The organism is Alphaproteobacteria bacterium (genome assembly GCA_037200005.1).
Lineage (GTDB): Bacteria > Pseudomonadota > Alphaproteobacteria > UBA9219 > RFNS01 > JBBCGY01.
The window spans coordinates 763,695-779,806 of record JBBCGY010000001.1 but is presented as its reverse complement, the minus strand read 5'-3'; the positions used below and the strand labels follow the sequence as shown (position 1 = coordinate 779,806).

Genomic DNA, 16,112 nt, shown 5'->3' with positions numbered 1-16,112 from the left:
CTTCTTCCTTTTATCAGCCCAATTCACTTGGCCCATCCAAATACCCGAAATAGTTGATGACTCGACCGCAGAACCAGAAGCCGACGACGGTGCTGAAGCGGTAGCGTCCGCGCCATTCGCCTGCGCGGGCATGAAGCTCCGGCCACAACAGGCGCGGCAGCGGTATACCCAGAAACCGCGTCTTCACCAGATGCAGGGAAAAGCCTTTTCTGTCGGCTTTGACCGTATAGATGAATGTCACGGGGAAGGCGACCAGATGCTCGGCCAGGTGCGGGCCTTCCTTCTTCATGATCGTATGAAAACGGCTTTTGCCGAACAGGCGGTTCCATTCCTCGCTATCCGGGCTTTTGGCAAAGCGGATATGGATCGGCGCGCGATGCGCCGGCGCAGGCAGCGCCGCAACAATCCTGACCAGCCAGGCAATCGGATTCGTGCCGCCCATGACGCGCGACGTGCCGTAAACATCCTGGTCTTTCTCGATGCTATGCATTTTCCGCACGGCTTCGGGCATGAGGTCGAAGTCGCTGCCGACAATCTGACGGAGAAGAATCTCGCTCATGGCGTTGTGTCCCGTTCGATCCAGGAAATGGGATAAGGCTTCAGCTCTTCCTTGAATTCGTCCAGCGAGAATAGCCCGAGCGCGGGATAGGCGCCAGCCCGCAGCTTATCGCCGCGCAAAAGGCGTTTGACCATAAGCGTTACGGGGATTACCGGAATTTCCAGCCCACTGCCGTCGCGGGCGATGATTTCGAACAGAAGTTTCTTGGACTTTCCATCCTCGTCTTGCCCGCCAAGCTCCATGAAGAACCCGCTATGGCGGCTGCCGAAGATTTTCGTGACGTCCATGAAGGGTTTGATAAGGCCAGAGAGAAAATCCCAATCCTTGATCCAGCCTTTCCGAACGCAGAAGCTCATCAGAGACAAAACCTGGTCGAGCAAAGGCATGTCGATACAGCTGCCGAAATCCATATACCGCAACGATGGATAGTGGGCCGGAAACAAATCATGGTCTGGAATGTCGCAATCGACCATGTGCCGTCTGCCAACCGGCGCGGGATAGTCATGATGGCGCGCGCGGCCAAGGCCGTAGATCGCGGTCGTGACGCCGCCGCGCAAAACCTGATAAGGCCTGCCGCAATAGCTCAGCACGGCTTTGAGCGTGGCCAGGCCGAGGCCGGTCTTTAGCCCGGCAGAAATGCCGTAATCGACAGACTCCATCTGCAAAAAGTCTTTTAGATAATGATCGATCACTGCCGAGGACAATCCGGGTACTGTGCTCGCGCCGGTGATCAGCGTAATGCCTTTTTCTTTGGCCGCATGATCCAATGACGCGAAATCGCGCACGAAATCGCGCCCATCCGCCATATCGATATAGGATACACCCGTATCGAGGCAGGCCCGAGCAATGCCGTAATCCTGATCCTGGAACGGCCCCGCCAGATGGATAAGAAAATCGGGTTTCTCGGTTTTCAGAAGCTCGCGAAAAGCCTGGCTATGAATATCACATGACTTAATGTCGATTTGCGCGTCTGGATGACTGCGCAGCAAATCTCTCCGGCTCGCATCAAGTTTCCTCTCATTGCGTCCAATCAGGACAAGCTGCATCGGCAAATCGGCCAGCCGGCTGCAAAGACGTATTCCAAACTGCCCTGAGGCGCCGAGGACAAAGAGGCGGAGCATCAGGTGCCGCGGGCTATCAAGTTCTTCGGCTCCAAAGCGCCCCCCGTTAATGATCTTTGTGGACATCCGCAAAGCGCAGCATAGAAACTAGCTTCTGCTCTCGGTCGCCGTGATAGCCGCAATGAGGAACGAAATCCTGGCACTCGCGGAATGTGCCGAAGATGCGATCCCACCATGTGATGTCGCCATAATTGAAATCATGGACATCCCGGCAATGATGAATGGAGTGATGCTCCGGACGCTGAAGAAAATATCCGGTCCAGCGCGGCGTTCTGATATTGGCGTGATAGAAAAACTCGCCGAACGCCGCGAAGAAATTATACCAGGCAGCAGCTTCGATTGAGGCGCCGAGCACAACGAAGATCAAAAAAGAGGAAAGCACCGAATTGACCGCGATCTCCAAGGGATGCTTGTAGAATGCCGTAAGCGCTTCGATTCTCGCCGCGCTATGGTGGATTTGGTGCAGCGCACGCCAGAGAAAATTGGAGGCGTGGCGCGCGCGGTGCCACCAATAGAAGACAAATGTTCCGGCGAACCAGCAGAGGAACCCTTGCGCGACATCCGGCATCATATGGCTAATATTAAACAGGGAATATCCCTGCATCCATTTGCTCCAGGTGAGACCGGCGATGATGACGATCGCAAACTGCGCGCTGTTGAGAAATATGGCGCGAGCATACCAGCCGGCGGCATTAGGCAAAGCCCGGCCAGGTCGCAGCCGCTCTAAGACAAGGAACGCCAACGCGCTTGCATAAAGAAGCAATAGAGGGAGGGTGAAGGTCATAAGAAACAGCAAATTATATGTTTAGCCATGCGACGATCCTCCTGGGATTGCAGATTGATTCAGCCTGCCGTCATGATGCCACCACATATTCTGAAGGGTCAGGTGAACACCGCCGATCCAGTCGTCCACGCCATTACGCAGGATAAAATTTTCCTTTCCGGCTAAGAAACTTTCCCCCATTTCGGTTAAAGTGACTTCGGCGTCCCTCATCTCCGGCCCGCCTGATAGCCTGAGCGCAGGATATGGAAGCAGGCTGGCGCCCAACCTCTTCATGCGCCAGAACAAATGCGCGTCGCCGGTAAAATCCAATTGTTCATAAGCCTCCCCCATACAATAACCAAGCACGCGCGCTGCCTTAGGGCCTCGTGAAGCATGCTTGAGCAGCAACATGTCGAAATAGCCAAGGCCGGTATGCCGATTGGGATAGCGTCGCAAAAAATCATGCAACCCCTTGTGGAGAAATGGAAAGGCGGGCTTCGCGTTGTCACAATAGTCGACCAGCTTCCCGGGGGCAGATGCCGTTAAGGCTGCCCATGCGTTTTCCAACGCCTCGATGTCATTAATGGATACGCCGCGTTTTTGAGACTGCTGATACACAGCCAGCAACTGATCGGGATTAAGCTCGCCCACCCCAAGAATCTGGCAATCTTTTCCTTTAGCATTTTTAACTTGATAGGCCTCGATGAGTTTAAGGCGAGCGGGATCGATATTCGAGGAGAGGAATAGTTTCACAAGCCAAGCCAGCAATAACTGTTCAGGCAGGCCTATGCCAGCCCAGAAATATATAGTATCGGCCTGCCGAAGGCGCTCGATCGGATTTTCATGTGCAAAATAGGCCGTGAGCGATTGTAGCAAACATGAAGAGTGACCAATGTCAGTCAGGTATCCTTTTCTGGATTCGACCCATTCATCCAAAGAGCTAAAATCTCTGATAGGGCCGCCGTCCAGGCAATCATCAAAAATCAGCAGCTGGCTTTCCGACAAGGATAGAGCCTGACTCATCGTTACGGCAGCCGCCCGGCCACTTGCGATATACAAGACCGATTGAGACATTGAGCGAACATCCTCTTATTCCAGCATGACCAGCATATCATATAATATGATTGTCAGACGTTAAACCCCTAACCACTCCATAGGCACCCAACTCCGTCAGAAACGCGATCGAGTTTTGCTTCACAGCCGCATAACCATTAAGACCGAAATTGAGGCTTTTAACCGATACACGGATATTCCACCGTTTTGGGTCTATAGATTTGGAGACAAACCAAACTTCACCAGCCGGGCCAGTATCGAAACGATAAGCATAGCCACCTCGTGCTCCGGTTTCGGCTACCAGAACCGGACATTGTTTAAGGCCGAGCAGAACGAGAGCATCCTCGCCCTGCGCCAAAGCCTGTTGTTTGCCCTGTTCCAATGCTTCAAGAATCGAAGGCGGCAAGGAACCCTGGAAGGCAACGTCCAAGCCATCGAAATTTTGGTAGATCATTTGCATCTGGAGGCCCTTTCTGTATTTGTAAAGGGGCGTGTTACAAGGACGCCCCTCAGCGCCGCCTCTCCGCCCCCGCGCTGGCGCGCGGCGGGCATGGAGGCGGCTATCGATGAACGCGATTCATCTGGCCTCGCATGAGGGGAATGCGATTTATTCCGGCTGGCTTGCACACGTTCAACAATCCATGCGTCGATTTCGCTTTCGAGCCAGCCGCATGAGCGCTTTCCTAGCTTGATTGGAGGAGGGAAATTGCCCCCTTTTATCAGCACATAGAGCACTGTTCGACTTAAGCCAGTCCGGGATAGAACGGATTTTAATCGTAGAATAGATTGCGACATGCTTAAACCTTTCGGGTTGCGGTGGACATGTGCGCTTATATAATGAGAAGCATCGCTTCCGCACCGTAGTTGCGGCATATTAAATCTATTTGCGGTAAGCAGCGATCATAGGAAAGTCCCGCCCTCTGCCCATCCATCCCAATTAATATGACTATCATCAAATCCGACAGCTTTCATCATGACCAACGGTAAAAGATTAGAGAAGCTTCCATAATAGTCAGTGAGCTTAAGGAGCGTTGCCCTGCCATTTAGATTTATTTCAGCCTCTAGTTTCCCAGTATGGAATAGAGCATTTCTTATATGGGCATAAGTTGAAATGGCACGTTTTAAATTTAAGGCGTTAGCGATCTTAATGTTAAAACCGTATTCCTGCAGAAGACGATTGATGGGTACGGCTGCATCCGATGTGTAATCGCTATACGTGCCTCTCGCGAATGATTCTAAAGCAGAAAATAAAAAATAATACGAAACGTCCAGAAATGATTTTGGCGATCTAAACGTTTCGACACACTTGAAGAATGCGCCTCTAAATTCCGTTTTCTTACAGAACTCTGCATCACTTAACCTAGACATCGCTGCTGTAATAAATCTGCAGCGGGCGTTTTTCGAGATAATGCCGCCCGGAATTACGCACCCACCCCCGTTGTTTCTCTCATGCAATCTAATTTCAGCAGGAAATTCTAAGAACGCCCCTTGGACATCAAGATTATGTGATTCAACAGGAAGAGAAATGAGCACGTCTAAACGTTCGATAAAAGCAAGAATACCTTCCAGATCAAACAGTAGGCTATGATCATACACTTCCATTTCAGCAATGGCTGTTAGATGATAAGTTCTTGTGTCTCTGGGATATTGTCTTGCTTCGGGGCCCCCATAATATTTTGGGGTAAAAGTGATGCCATTAAACGACATCACTTCCGTAATCTCATACCCATAAATTCCACAAAAGAAAGTCATGCAGATTCCCAGGTGCGTTTGGCTTTCGCAAACTTCTCTTGCAGTGTTCTCTCCGAAATACCGCCGTTTCTAGGAATGCCGTCTAATGCTAGAATTTCGGCGATGATGGCTGCGGCGCTATCATACAGAGCGGGATTGCCGGACGTTTTTTCTAAGAGCAATTTCTGCTGAGCGTGAATAATATTAAAACAGGTCGTCTTCTCCCTTAAACCCATAGTCACTTTATTATGCCCCTTCTTATCGAGCAATATTTCGAAAGCCTCAAAATCTACTCTTCTTATGCCAAGCTGAGAAAATGCCGGCATAATCAATGTCGGAAGATAGCCTCCCTTGCCATCAAGTCCGACTTCATCGAATTGAAGAACATCCCATGCGTTCTCATCTTCATCTCGGACGACCAAGGTATGCAATTCACAAAATCCATTTTTTTCACCTATCACAAGAGACATAAGATCAAGTTTAATAATTGGATTGTCCTTGAGATCGATGCGATAAGGCCCCTCCAATATCTCGGCATTTTCTGGTTTAGACTGGAATCTAGGAGCGTCGCCCCACACTCTCTCAGGCGTAAATATATTCTGGCCGGTCGCGGTTTTCTGACCTTTCTGACTAAGCATATAACAAGACAACCGAAGATGCCCTGCGGTTATGACATCCACAAGATCAACAAACGAAACATTCTGATTGGATTTCTCACGCAAGCGATATAAGGCGGCTTCAAGAGAGTACCAGTCCTTTAGTTGATCGAGCTTTCCCATTTTTGACTCCTCCAATATATCTTATCTTGTGCCAAAGCGGGCAACGATAACCTTACCGCCCGCCGTTACCGTATCCAAATAATCCGCCCATTCTTGCATCATCTTGCGGCGCTCATCGAGAAATTTGGCGCGATCATAAGCGGCCCTCACTTTATCGCTTGGCGCATGGGCAAGTTGGCGATCAACGATTTCGTGCGGATATTTCAGCTTTTCCTTGATCGTCGTCATGGCAAGAGCGCGGAAGCCATGACCCGTCATGCGCCCCTTGTAACCCATGCGCTCCAGCGCCTTCAAAATCGTGTTATTGCTCATATGCTGGCGGGGATAGGCGGAACTGGCGAAAACCCACTGCCTATTGCCGTTCACTTCTTTAAGCTGCTGCAGAATGGCTATGGACTGCCGCGACAAAGGCACGATATGGGGCTGGCGTCTTTTCATTCGCTCGGCGGGAATAGACCATGTGCCTTCCTCAAGATCGAATTCGTCCCATGTCGCCTTTATCAACTCGCCCGTCCGAACGAAAGTCATCATCAACATGCGGATCGCAAGCCGCGTCTGGAGAAACAGCCGGGCATCATTGCGATCAAGGTTTTGCACGAACTCCGGCAACTCTTCCGGCTCCAGGGCGGCGTAGTGCCCATGCTTGACCGGCTTCAATGCGCCCTTGAGATCGGCGGTAGGGTTGCGGTCAGCCCGTGCGGTCACAATCGCATAGCGAAAAATCTGACCGCAATATTGCATGACGCGCCTTGTCATTTCATGCGCTCCGCGTTTTTCAATTTTACGAAGCGTATTGAGCATCAAGAGCGGCGGGATTTCAGCAATCGGCCTTCTTCCGATTTCGGGGAAAATATCCATTTCCAAACGATGGAGAATGTCCTCGCCGTAATGTTTCGTCCAACGGTCAATATTATTCTCATGCCATTCGCGGGCAACGACCTCGAAAGTGTTGGCGGCGCTCATAATCTGTTTTTGCTTGTTTTCTTGCTTGGCGTAAGAGGGATCAATGCCATTAGCTAGCATCTTGCGGGCGATTTCCCGTTTCTCGCGGGCTTCCCCTAGAGGCACTTCCGGATAAACGCCCAGAGCCAGTTGCTTTTCCTTGCCGCCGAAGCGGAACTTCATCCGCCAATAACGGCTTCCGCTCGGCATAACCTGAAGATACAGGCCGCCGCCATCGGCTAACTTGTAATGCTTCTCCCTAGGCAAAGCCGCCTTACAGGCTTTATCGCTCAAACGCATGGGGGGATCAAATCCGGTTAAAGTTGCGTCATCCCCCCACCGATCCCCCCAGGTGGCTGGAACTCGGTGGAACTGACCGGAATTTCATAGCACAAAAAATCCCGCAGAAACACTTGGTTTCTGCGGGATTTTGGGACGGCCTGGAATATCCTGGGATAAAATCTTGGCGGAGACGGAGGGATTCGAACCCTCGATAGGGCTTTTGACCCTATAACGGTTTAGCAAACCGCCGCCTTCAGCCTCTCGGCCACGTCTCCGCACCAGAAGACAGATAACAGAAGATAGAGAGCAGAAAAAGCGCCAATTTCACTTGTCGTAATATGTCGTAATGTAGGAATGGGGGCCACTATGCCGCACCTTTTGTAATGTCTGTGTTCGGACCGGCGGCGGCGCTTGTATGGTTAAGCCGTATTTAACCAAAGAATCTGGCATTTCATGCAAATACGAAACGTATTTTTAAGTTTTTTATCGCATAGTCGAACGATCGTAAAACAAAAAACCTTGAGCACCAATCGCAGAAATCGCGCCGCGCGTCGGCGGGTTCGCGGAACGCATAAGACCGGCAAAGGAACGAAAGATGACGATATCGAAAGAAATTCTCGGCGTGCTGGTCGACCTTGTCGAAAACAAGCTCAGCTGCATGCAGATCAGCGATCATGACGATATGCGCGAAGTCATGGTGCTGCAACGCTGCCTGACCGAATTGAACGGCGCCGCCTCGATGGAGCGCAGGATGCTGATGGGCGGCATGCTGGCCGATATGCCGCGCCGCGGCCGCCGCCGCAAAAGCGTGATGCAAAGCGCCGGCGCGATGTAGCCTTGCGAATTTCCCCCGCGCACAGGTTTGTGCGTATACTGCGGCGGTTCCCAGGAACCGCCGCTTTTTTATCCGCTTAGTTTTTCTTTCAGCAGATCGTTCAGCATCGCGGGGTTGGCCTTGCCTCCGGTGGTTTTCATCACCTGGCCGACGAAAAAGCCGAACAGCTTATCCTTGCCGGATTTATATTCCGCCACTTTATCGGCATGCGCGGCGAGAACCTGATCGATCGCGGCAGCAATGGCGCCCGTATCGGTGACCTGCTTCAGGCCCTTTTCCTCGACAATGGCCGCCGCCGCCTTGCCGGTCGCGAACATCTCCTCGAACACGTCCTTGGCGATGCGGCCCGAGATCGTCTGATCCTGGATGAGATCGACCAAGCCGCCCAGCGCCGCCGCGTCTACCGGCGATTCGGCGATGGTCTTGCCCGCCTTGTTGAGCGCACCGAAGAAATCGCCGGTCACCCAATTGCCCGCCAGCCTGCCGTCGCGGCCTTTCGCCACCGCCTCGAAGAAATCCGCCGTCTCGCGCTCGGCCACCAGAACCCCTGCGTCATAGGAAGTCAGGCCGTAATCGCCGACGAAACGCGCCTTCTTTTCGTCCGGCAATTCCGGCAGGCCGGTCTTGATATTCTCGACCCATGCCGGATCGAGCTTGATCGGCAGCAAATCGGGATCGGGGAAATAGCGGTAATCGTGCGCCTCCTCCTTCGAGCGCATCGAGCGCGTCTCGCCCTTGCCGGTATCCCACAGCCGGGTTTCCTGCTTGATCGCGCCGCCGCCTTCGATGATCTCGATCTGCCGCCGCGCCTCATATTCGATGGCCTGCATGACGAAGCGGATGGAATTGACGTTCTTGATCTCGCAGCGCGTGCCGAGCTTGCCGTCGCCGACGCGGCGCACGGACACATTCACGTCGGCGCGCATCGACCCTTCTTCCATATTGCCGTCGCAGGTGCCGAGATAGCGCAGGATCGCGCGCAGTTTCTTCAGATAGGCCGCGGCCTCGTCCGGCCCGCGCATGTCGGGCTCGGACACGATTTCCATCAGCGCGACGCCGGCGCGGTTGAGATCGACGTAAGTCGCGCGCGGGCTTTGGTCGTGCAAACTTTTACCGGCATCCTGCTCGAGATGCAGACGGGTGATGCCGATGCAGCGCGTTTCGCCGTCCGGCATGTCGAGCGTGATTTCGCCCTTGCCGACGATCGGCTGCTTATACTGGCTGATCTGGTATCCTGCGGGCAGATCGGCATAGAAATAATTCTTCCGGTCGAAGACGGACGCCAGATTGATCTCGGCCTTTAATCCCAGGCCCGTCCGCACCGCCTGCTCGACGCAAAAGCCGTTGAGTACCGGCAGCATGCCGGGGAAGGCGGCGTCGACGAACGAGACCTGATTATTCGGCGCGCCGCCGAACGTGGCGGAAGCGGAGGAAAATAATTTAGCCTGCGACGTCACCTGGGCGTGGACTTCGAGCCCGATGACCATTTCCCATTTTCCGGTGGCGGTTTCGATGACGTTATGCGGCTTGTTCATGGGCAACCATAAGATAAAGCGTTCGGACAGGCGCTAATTCTATTGCATCGGAATGATTTTGCCAAATCCTTGCATTTTCACGCGTTCCCAGGCTCAAAAATTTATATGAAAACGAGCAAGAACATGTTCCCGCCCCATTAACAATCATGGAGTTCTTATTATGAAATACGCTGGAATTAAATATACGGGAGTCATGCTGGCTATCCTCGCGACATCCGTCGGTATCGCCGGCTGCGCCGACAAAAAGACCAGCGCCGTGGATTTGCCGCCCGGCCAATATGAGAAGTCGTCAAGCTCGACCAATTCCGCCGGAACGACGACGGAAAAAACCGACTCCGCGACCGTGGGCTATGATTCCTACGGCAACAAGAAAGCAGTGGTAAAGTCGAAGAAGACGACCGATCCGAAGGGCTTGTTCAATAAGAACTCGACCGAATCACAAGAAGTGATCGAGAAGCCGGCCCAATAACAAATATCGATATCAGGAAGCGCCGCCCGGCGAGGAATCGAATGCCGGGCGGCGCTGGGGCGTTTCGGGCCTGAGAGGCGTCGTCAGCCGCGCCACATTATCAGCCAGAATTTTCGCTGCCCATTTTTCGTCCGCGGAGTTGGGCTTAAGAGTGGATTGCAGAAATTTCGCCGCTTCGATTTTTTTCGCGACCGAAGGAAGCTCATCGATCGCACTGAAAAAGACCGTCGTGGCCTGATCGCGGATCGCCGAGCCGCGGGGCATATTATTCATGATATGCTTGGCATGATCGATCTGCTGCTCCGGCGGCAAGTCCCTTACCTCCCGGCCCCATATTTCCCCAACTCGCTCTCCTGCGATCTGCAGCAGCGGGAGTATGGACTTGGGCATACTTTCTTCATCGGCATAGCTGGTTTGGGTCGCCACCAAGACCATATCTTCAATTCTCCGCGCAGGTTCCGGCAGAAAACCCGTATTATCGAGAATTGCGAAAAGCGCCGTCACTTGCAGTGCCGGACTGCGACCCCCGGCGGCCTTCTTGGCTAAATCGATCTGTTGCTCGGGCGGCAGGGACATGAGTTCCTGACGCCACCGCGCCGCTCCTTGCTGCTCGGCCGCTTCAAACAGCGGCCTTAAGGCATCGGGCGCGTTTTCGGGAACGACACCGGCTTGATTCGCCAGGAAGGCAGCCTCCGCGATCCTGCGCGCCGGGTCCACGGCATCGATGTTATGCAGCATGACGCCGCACGCCATCAGCGCCAGATGCGGCGGGACGCGACCGGCGACATCCTTGGCCAGTTCGAGGCGCTGCGCCGGCGCATGGCTGTTGACATCGTCAACCCATGCCAGCGCCGTCACCCTGGCCATTTCCCCATCGGGCTTGCCGTACATTGCCGTCGAAACCGCAAGCCTCATGCGCTCTGCGGCATCGGGCTCTTTGCGCAAGATAGCCGACCATGAAGCGGCGGCCTGCTCCTCCTGCGGCGATCCCAGATCGGCATGATTGCCCGCGAAGCCCGCAAGCCGGGCGGCCTGGGGAATATAGCGGGGATTGTCCGACAGCCGCTCAAGGACGGGAAGAAGCTGATCGATAAGTTCGCTCTTATTGTCGACCAAAGGAGATTGCGGACTAATGTCTTGAGACTTGACGGCCCTCAGAATGTGTTTCTGCAGATAATCCGCCTGAGCGCTCAGGGACTGACTCTCGCTGCTCATCGCCCCATCGCTCATCATCTATCTCCAGACTTCGTTGCCGTCGCCATTATCGTGCAACAAAAAAATAAAAATTGTGAAAATGCGGTTTTCGTTATGGTTAAGTAACCTTAAGCAATTCTGAGATCGGACGCCGGAAATCCGGGCAAATCGCGGCGCACGGGAACCGACGCGTTCGACGCGGGAGCCGCATAGGTTCGCACATAGTCGATGGTTTCCGTCTGGCGGTTTGCGTCTTGCAGAACATGGACATTGGCGAGCACCAACTCGGCCGCCCTATGCATGGAAGCCGTATTGGGATCGAGATTGGCTATCGCCCACAATCCGGCATCGAGCTGCGCCTTGGGATCGGCAAGCCTCTCGGCGGGACCAAGGGAATCTTCCACGGCCCTTTTCCGCAAGCTGCCGCGGGAATGGTTTGTGGCAGTCTTCAGCGTTGCAAATTGCTGTTCCGGCGTTACCAAGTCGGACGCATGCAGGATCATCAGCACGGCTGCGTCCCTCTGTGGCTCTGAATCCGGCTCGGCATTCCTTGCGACGAACTTTGCAATAGCCACCGCCTCCGGGCGATATTCCGAATGATAGAGGGCGAGATGTCCGGCGGTCTGCATTAGCCGCTTGATGAGAGAAGGTTTGGAAGGAACATTCCGCCTGATCGCCTCGGCGACCACTTTCGCATTCTGGGATAAGACCCGCGGATTTTTTTCCGACGGGGCGGCTGCATCGGACGCGGATAAATCCGTGACCCGAAGACCGCTTACGGGCGTGTGGCTGCGCGCAGGCCCGCCTTCCGCCGAAAGGCGGTTAGCCGTATCTTCAGGCATGACGGATGCTACAGCCATGAAACACTCTTGCTTTAAAAACTCGTACAGAAGCAGCGTTCATGTCTTTATCAACATGAATGCCGCATCTGATTTGAATAGCGCCCGATTTATTAGGGTTGCATAGTTTGATTGCGCATCATGAAGCGCGTGAGACCAATTTTTGTTTCCTTGGTAGCCGTGACCGTAGGAACTACCGTCTCTGCTTCTGCAATCGGCGCCACCGGAGCATCCATGACGCTGGCTTGTCCTAATTTTTGGAGTCCAGCCATCAAGCTCACACCGCCGTCTGCTTTTTTCGCATCAAGCACCAAAGCGCCGAGCGCTCTCATACGTTGTTCCTTGGAAGGCATGTTTGATTGTGACATTTGTAATTCCCTCTGCGTTATGTTGGTTCTGGATCGATTATAACCCTAATGGCGTGCAAGTAAAAACGGATAATTTATAAAAAACGCGTGGTTAGAAGCGTTCCATATCCCAATTGCATCATATTATTAACTATAAACAGCAATTAAGTACTCATTGTGGTCATTTGCATACGAAATTATGCATTGCGGCCTTAAACCACAAAAGGCGGTTTATGGTTAAAATCCGCTGCCTTTTCAAGGGCGGCGGCGGCGCGAAACATGCCGGCTTCGTCGAACGGACGCGCGAAAATCTGCAACCCAAGCGGCAGTCCTTCCGGCGAAAGCCCTATCGGCACCGAGATGCCCGGAATGCCGACCAGATTCGCGGTGACGGTGAAAATATCTTCCAGATACATTTGCACCGGATCGTCCTGCTTCTCGCCGATGGCAAAAGCCGGGCCGGGCGAAGTCGGGGTCAGGATCACGTCGCACTTCTCGTAAGCCGCCTTGAAATCGGCGAACAGCTTGGCGCGCACTTGCTGCGCCCTGATGTAATACGCATCGTAATAACCCGCCGACAGCACATAGGTGCCGATCATGATGCGGCGGCGCACTTCCTTGCCGAAACCGGAGCCGCGCGTGTTCTCGTACATTTCGATCAGCGAATTGCCCTCTTCGCGCAGGCCGAAACGCACGCCGTCATAGCGCGCGAGGTTCGACGACGCCTCGGCGGGAGCGATGATGTAATAGGCGGGCAATCCGTACTTCGTGTGCGGCAGGGAAATCTCGACGAGTTCGGCACCCGCGTCTTTCAACATCTTCGCGCCACGATCCCAGGCGTCATTGACCGTCGCCGGAATGCCGTCCATGCGATATTCTTTGGGAATGCCGACCCGCAATCCCTTGACCGATTGGCCGCACGCCGCCTTGAAATCCGGAACCGGCTGATCGACCGACGTCGAATCCTTGGGATCGAATCCCGCCATCGCTTCGAGGAACAGCGCCGCGTCATAGACGCTGCGCGTGAATCCGCCCGCCTGATCCAGCGACGAGGCGAACGCGATGATCCCCCAGCGCGAGCAGCGGCCATAAGTGGGCTTGAAGCCGACGACGCCGCATAAAGCGGCAGGCTGGCGGCAGGAGCCTCCGGTATCCGTGCCCGTTGCCGCCATCACCGACCGCGCCGCCACCGAAGCCGATGAGCCGCCCGATGAGCCGCCGGGCACAAGCTTGCGCGCGGTATTGGCGGGATCCTCGCCGGTCCAGGGATTAAGCACGGGGCCGAAATGGCTGTGAATGTTCGCCGTGCCCATGCCGAACTGGTCATGGCTCAATTTGCCGAGCATCACCGCGCCCTGCGCGAAAAGTTTTTCCGTTACCGTCGATTCATAAGGCGGCACGAAATTATGCAGGATTTTCGACGACGCCGTCGTCAGCACGCCCTTGGTGCAGAACAAATCCTTCACGCCGATGGGCATGCCGTCCATCAGACCGGCTTCGCCGCGCGCGCGGCGGGCGTCGGACGCCCTGGCCTGCTCTCGCGCGATGTCCGGCGTTTCGGTGACGAAGGCGTTCAGCGGGCGCGCGGCTTCGACGGCCTTGATATAGGCCTCGGCCAAATCCACGGCGGAAAACTGCTTTTTCGTCAGCCCGTCGAGCGCGGCCTGCATCGTCAGATCGGTAAGCTTGGTCATGGTATCCTTATAACTGGATCCCGGCTTTCGCCGGGATGGTTGAATAAAAACAAGCGTATTGTTTTCATTCAACCACTTTCGGAACGGCAAAAAAGTCGGCGGCGCGCTGCGGCGCGTTGGCCAGAACATCTTCGGCCCTGCCGCCGTCATGCACCTCGTCCGCCCGCCAGCGCAATGGCATGTCGTGGCAACCCGTCATCGGCTCGATGCCCGTCACATCCACCTCGTTAAGCTGGGCGATGAAGTGGAGAATGCCGTTCAGCTGTCCGACCAGCGCGGCCTGTTCCTCCTCCGGCACTTTGAGCCGGGCGAGATGGGCGATGCGGGCGACGTCTTTGATATCGAGGGTCATGATTGCTCTTGCGGTGGAGGCGCGGCGGCCTGATTATGCCGTCCGTTCAACCGGATGACAACTGAAATGCCGATTTGTGAATTAACCGCCCTATCCGCCAGCCCCGCCAAGGGCCGATCTTTGCTCGGCCTCGATATCGGCGAGAAAACCATCGGCCTCGCGGTCAGCGATCCCGGCTGGGCTATCGCCTCGCCGCTGCAGATTATCGAGCGTCGCAAATGGCCGCAGGATCTGGCGGCATTGACCGCCGTCAGCCGCGAGCGGGAGATCGGCGGGCTGATCGTCGGCCTGCCGCGCAATATGGACGGAACCGAAGGCCCGCGCGCGCAATCGGTGCGCGCCGTGGCGCAAAACCTGCTGGCCCATGCCGATTTGACCGCCCTGCCGCTGGCCTTCTGGGACGAACGGCTGTCCACCGCGGCGATGGAGCGATTCCTGATCGGCGAGGACGTCACCCGCAAGCGCCGCGGCGAGGTGATCGACAAGATGGCGGCGGCTTATATTTTGCAAGGCGCTCTGGATGCCCTGAAGGCAAAACCATGACCTATGACTACCGCGCCAGGAAAACCGTCATTGTTCTGGCCTCCAATCTTGCTCCAGGAATAGCCGCTAACGTCATGGGACATTTGGCTTTTTCCATTGGACATCGTGCGCCGCGCGAAGACATGGGACGCGATTTATTGCCGGACGCAAGCGGCATCGGCCATCACGGCATATCCAAATATCCGGTGATTGTCACCAAGGTGAAGCCCGGACGGCTCCGGCAATTCATCGCCGAAGCGCGCGCGGTTTCCGGCCTGCTGCTGGTGGATTATCCGCAGGCAATGCAGGACACCGGCCATGACGACGAGCTTGCCGCCGCCATCGCCGCGCAACAGGAAGAGACGATGAGCTATCTCGGCGCGGCGGCGCATGGCGACCGCGACGCGCTCGACAAGATCGCGGGCAAATTCATGCTTTATAATTAGCGGACTGATTCACGTTCTCGCCGGGCTCGAACGATCAGACCGCGTGGGGGCGCGGAAGGATAGCGTTGCGCGAGCGGCGAAGCGGGGGCCGATCGGAAATGCCCAAAATCCTGTTGGCTTCGCGCCTTACCAGGCTGACCCGTTCATCCCGCGCAGCGACCTCGACGGCGATGCCGCGAATGCGCTCGGCGTTTTCCGGACTGTTTTCCGCCAGGACGCCTAACATATGCATCGCGCCATGGCGCACCAGCATATGATCGCTTCTTTGAGGCCCAATCACGACTCCCTGCAGAACCTCGACCATCTCGCCGACGATATGCGTCGCGCCGAGACGGATGCCGATATCCGGATCGGCGACGGCGAGGCGGGCAACATCGCGCGCAAAATCCGCGTCCGCGAGGCCGGGATCGGCCTGGAAGCGCCGCGCAGCGCCGTCGAGCGCTTTCAGCCGGTCATAGATCAATTCGCCTTGATCGGCGGCGAGCTTGAGCATTTTCTTGAGATCGGCCTGTCTATCGGAAAACAGCGGACGGGTAATGGCATTCGCCTGAGGGGCGAAGGAAACAACACGGTTTGTCATGATAAAAAAACTCGCAGATAGGGTTGCCGGGGCTGAAGACTAAATAATCAGCGGCAACAACAGAGACAG

The 16,112-nt window shown here is 55.1% G+C and carries 20 protein-coding genes and 1 tRNA gene; 4 read left to right on the top strand and 17 right to left on the bottom strand.

Features of this window, described 5'->3' with window-relative positions:
* Window positions 1–13: 13 nt before the first annotated feature.
* The 10 genes from WDO70_03980 to WDO70_03935 all read right to left on the bottom strand — a co-directional run bounded on the left by WDO70_03980 (window position 14) and on the right by WDO70_03935 (window position 7,505).
* On the bottom strand, window positions 14–559 hold the full coding sequence (locus WDO70_03980; GenBank protein MEJ0062366.1) for a DUF4166 domain-containing protein: 546 nt from the start codon (window positions 557–559) through the stop codon (window positions 14–16).
* Window positions 556–1,680: a saccharopine dehydrogenase NADP-binding domain-containing protein gene (locus WDO70_03975; protein MEJ0062365.1), complete on the bottom strand. Its 1,125-nt coding sequence runs from the start codon at window positions 1,678–1,680 to the stop codon at window positions 556–558. The genes WDO70_03980 and WDO70_03975 overlap by 4 nt, the downstream gene beginning before the upstream one ends.
* Before the next feature lie 46 nt (window positions 1,681–1,726).
* A complete protein-coding gene (locus WDO70_03970; GenBank protein MEJ0062364.1) occupies window positions 1,727–2,380 on the bottom strand; it encodes a sterol desaturase family protein in 654 nt (217 codons plus the stop codon).
* 105 nt (window positions 2,381–2,485) lie between these two features.
* Window positions 2,486–3,517, bottom strand: a complete 1,032-nt coding sequence (locus WDO70_03965) for a DUF1835 domain-containing protein (GenBank protein MEJ0062363.1) — start codon at window positions 3,515–3,517, stop codon at window positions 2,486–2,488.
* Window positions 3,518–3,554: 37 nt separating this feature from the next.
* Window positions 3,555–3,956 carry a hypothetical protein gene (locus WDO70_03960; GenBank protein MEJ0062362.1) on the bottom strand — a complete coding sequence of 134 codons (402 nt, stop codon included), beginning with the start codon at window positions 3,954–3,956 and terminating at the stop codon, window positions 3,555–3,557.
* Complete coding sequence (locus WDO70_03955; protein ID MEJ0062361.1) at window positions 3,947–4,291, bottom strand: AlpA family transcriptional regulator; 345 nt, start codon at window positions 4,289–4,291, stop codon at window positions 3,947–3,949. The genes WDO70_03960 and WDO70_03955 overlap by 10 nt, the downstream gene beginning before the upstream one ends.
* A 105-nt stretch (window positions 4,292–4,396) precedes the next feature.
* Window positions 4,397–5,248, bottom strand: coding sequence for a hypothetical protein (locus tag WDO70_03950; protein MEJ0062360.1), 852 nt, complete (start codon window positions 5,246–5,248; stop codon window positions 4,397–4,399).
* On the bottom strand, window positions 5,245–6,006 hold the full coding sequence (locus WDO70_03945) for a hypothetical protein (GenBank protein ID MEJ0062359.1): 762 nt from the start codon (window positions 6,004–6,006) through the stop codon (window positions 5,245–5,247). Before WDO70_03945 ends, WDO70_03950 begins: the two co-directional genes overlap by 4 nt.
* A gap of 21 nt (window positions 6,007–6,027) precedes the next feature.
* Complete coding sequence (locus tag WDO70_03940; protein MEJ0062358.1) at window positions 6,028–7,248, bottom strand: integrase arm-type DNA-binding domain-containing protein; 1,221 nt, start codon at window positions 7,246–7,248, stop codon at window positions 6,028–6,030.
* A 164-nt stretch (window positions 7,249–7,412) separates the two neighbouring features.
* A tRNA-Ser gene (locus WDO70_03935) sits at window positions 7,413–7,505 on the bottom strand.
* Window positions 7,506–7,825: 320 nt separating this feature from the next.
* Here WDO70_03935 and WDO70_03930 point away from each other — a divergent pair.
* Window positions 7,826–8,065, top strand: coding sequence for a hypothetical protein (locus tag WDO70_03930; GenBank protein ID MEJ0062357.1), 240 nt, complete (start codon window positions 7,826–7,828; stop codon window positions 8,063–8,065).
* A 68-nt stretch (window positions 8,066–8,133) separates the two neighbouring features.
* Here the strand turns inward: WDO70_03930 and gatB are convergent, their stop codons facing one another.
* Window positions 8,134–9,600 carry an Asp-tRNA(Asn)/Glu-tRNA(Gln) amidotransferase subunit GatB gene (gene gatB / locus WDO70_03925; GenBank protein MEJ0062356.1) on the bottom strand — a complete coding sequence of 489 codons (1,467 nt, stop codon included), beginning with the start codon at window positions 9,598–9,600 and terminating at the stop codon, window positions 8,134–8,136.
* 160 nt (window positions 9,601–9,760) lie between these two features.
* Here gatB and WDO70_03920 point away from each other — a divergent pair, with 160 nt between their 5' ends.
* Entirely contained in the window at window positions 9,761–10,069 is a 309-nt protein-coding gene (locus WDO70_03920) for a hypothetical protein (GenBank protein MEJ0062355.1), read from the top strand.
* Window positions 10,070–10,081: 12 nt separating this feature from the next.
* Here WDO70_03920 and WDO70_03915 read toward each other — a convergent pair whose 3' ends face one another.
* The 5 genes from WDO70_03915 to gatC all read right to left on the bottom strand — a co-directional run bounded on the left by WDO70_03915 (window position 10,082) and on the right by gatC (window position 14,495).
* Complete coding sequence (locus WDO70_03915) at window positions 10,082–11,302, bottom strand: hypothetical protein (protein MEJ0062354.1); 1,221 nt, start codon at window positions 11,300–11,302, stop codon at window positions 10,082–10,084.
* 89 nt (window positions 11,303–11,391) lie between these two features.
* Window positions 11,392–12,123 (bottom strand): hypothetical protein, encoded by a 732-nt coding sequence (locus tag WDO70_03910; protein MEJ0062353.1) that lies wholly within the window; start codon window positions 12,121–12,123, stop codon window positions 11,392–11,394.
* 92 nt (window positions 12,124–12,215) lie between these two features.
* Window positions 12,216–12,470, bottom strand: coding sequence for a hypothetical protein (locus WDO70_03905; GenBank protein ID MEJ0062352.1), 255 nt, complete (start codon window positions 12,468–12,470; stop codon window positions 12,216–12,218).
* A gap of 191 nt (window positions 12,471–12,661) precedes the next feature.
* Window positions 12,662–14,143: an Asp-tRNA(Asn)/Glu-tRNA(Gln) amidotransferase subunit GatA gene (gene gatA, locus WDO70_03900; protein MEJ0062351.1), complete on the bottom strand. Its 1,482-nt coding sequence runs from the start codon at window positions 14,141–14,143 to the stop codon at window positions 12,662–12,664.
* Window positions 14,144–14,207: 64 nt separating this feature from the next.
* Window positions 14,208–14,495, bottom strand: a complete 288-nt coding sequence (gatC, locus tag WDO70_03895; GenBank protein MEJ0062350.1) for an Asp-tRNA(Asn)/Glu-tRNA(Gln) amidotransferase subunit GatC — start codon at window positions 14,493–14,495, stop codon at window positions 14,208–14,210.
* A gap of 66 nt (window positions 14,496–14,561) precedes the next feature.
* On the opposite strand from gatC, the gene ruvX reads away from it, so the two are divergent.
* Both ruvX and WDO70_03885 read left to right on the top strand, forming a co-directional pair.
* Entirely contained in the window at window positions 14,562–15,038 is a 477-nt protein-coding gene (ruvX, locus tag WDO70_03890; GenBank protein ID MEJ0062349.1) for a Holliday junction resolvase RuvX, read from the top strand.
* Window positions 15,035–15,463: a DUF2000 domain-containing protein gene (locus WDO70_03885; protein ID MEJ0062348.1), complete on the top strand. Its 429-nt coding sequence runs from the start codon at window positions 15,035–15,037 to the stop codon at window positions 15,461–15,463. Before ruvX ends, WDO70_03885 begins: the two co-directional genes overlap by 4 nt.
* Window positions 15,464–15,497: 34 nt before the next feature.
* Here the strand turns inward: WDO70_03885 and WDO70_03880 are convergent, their stop codons facing one another.
* Entirely contained in the window at window positions 15,498–16,043 is a 546-nt protein-coding gene (locus WDO70_03880; GenBank protein MEJ0062347.1) for a hypothetical protein, read from the bottom strand.
* Window positions 16,044–16,112 lie beyond the last annotated feature (69 nt).

Excerpts from the sequence above, each read along its gene's own strand:
- WDO70_03980 (MEJ0062366.1), bottom strand. The coding sequence starts at position 559 with ATGAGCGAGATTCTTCTCCGTCAGATTGTCGGCAGCGACTTCGACCTC.
- WDO70_03975 (MEJ0062365.1), bottom strand. The coding sequence starts at position 1,680 with ATGCTCCGCCTCTTTGTCCTCGGCGCCTCAGGGCAGTTTGGAATACGT.
- WDO70_03965 (MEJ0062363.1), bottom strand. The coding sequence starts at position 3,517 with ATGTCTCAATCGGTCTTGTATATCGCAAGTGGCCGGGCGGCTGCCGTA.
- WDO70_03960 (MEJ0062362.1), bottom strand. The coding sequence starts at position 3,956 with ATGCAAATGATCTACCAAAATTTCGATGGCTTGGACGTTGCCTTCCAG.
- WDO70_03955 (MEJ0062361.1), bottom strand. The coding sequence starts at position 4,291 with ATGTCGCAATCTATTCTACGATTAAAATCCGTTCTATCCCGGACTGGC.
- WDO70_03950 (MEJ0062360.1), bottom strand. The coding sequence starts at position 5,248 with ATGACTTTCTTTTGTGGAATTTATGGGTATGAGATTACGGAAGTGATG.
- WDO70_03945 (MEJ0062359.1), bottom strand. The coding sequence starts at position 6,006 with ATGGGAAAGCTCGATCAACTAAAGGACTGGTACTCTCTTGAAGCCGCC.
- WDO70_03940 (MEJ0062358.1), bottom strand. The coding sequence starts at position 7,248 with ATGCGTTTGAGCGATAAAGCCTGTAAGGCGGCTTTGCCTAGGGAGAAG.
- WDO70_03930 (MEJ0062357.1), top strand. The coding sequence starts at position 7,826 with ATGACGATATCGAAAGAAATTCTCGGCGTGCTGGTCGACCTTGTCGAA.
- gatB (MEJ0062356.1), bottom strand. The coding sequence starts at position 9,600 with ATGAACAAGCCGCATAACGTCATCGAAACCGCCACCGGAAAATGGGAA.
- WDO70_03920 (MEJ0062355.1), top strand. The coding sequence starts at position 9,761 with ATGAAATACGCTGGAATTAAATATACGGGAGTCATGCTGGCTATCCTC.
- WDO70_03915 (MEJ0062354.1), bottom strand. The coding sequence starts at position 11,302 with ATGATGAGCGATGGGGCGATGAGCAGCGAGAGTCAGTCCCTGAGCGCT.
- WDO70_03910 (MEJ0062353.1), bottom strand. The coding sequence starts at position 12,123 with ATGGCTGTAGCATCCGTCATGCCTGAAGATACGGCTAACCGCCTTTCG.
- WDO70_03905 (MEJ0062352.1), bottom strand. The coding sequence starts at position 12,470 with ATGTCACAATCAAACATGCCTTCCAAGGAACAACGTATGAGAGCGCTC.
- gatA (MEJ0062351.1), bottom strand. The coding sequence starts at position 14,143 with ATGACCAAGCTTACCGATCTGACGATGCAGGCCGCGCTCGACGGGCTG.
- gatC (MEJ0062350.1), bottom strand. The coding sequence starts at position 14,495 with ATGACCCTCGATATCAAAGACGTCGCCCGCATCGCCCATCTCGCCCGG.
- ruvX (MEJ0062349.1), top strand. The coding sequence starts at position 14,562 with ATGCCGATTTGTGAATTAACCGCCCTATCCGCCAGCCCCGCCAAGGGC.
- WDO70_03885 (MEJ0062348.1), top strand. The coding sequence starts at position 15,035 with ATGACCTATGACTACCGCGCCAGGAAAACCGTCATTGTTCTGGCCTCC.
- WDO70_03880 (MEJ0062347.1), bottom strand. The coding sequence starts at position 16,043 with ATGACAAACCGTGTTGTTTCCTTCGCCCCTCAGGCGAATGCCATTACC.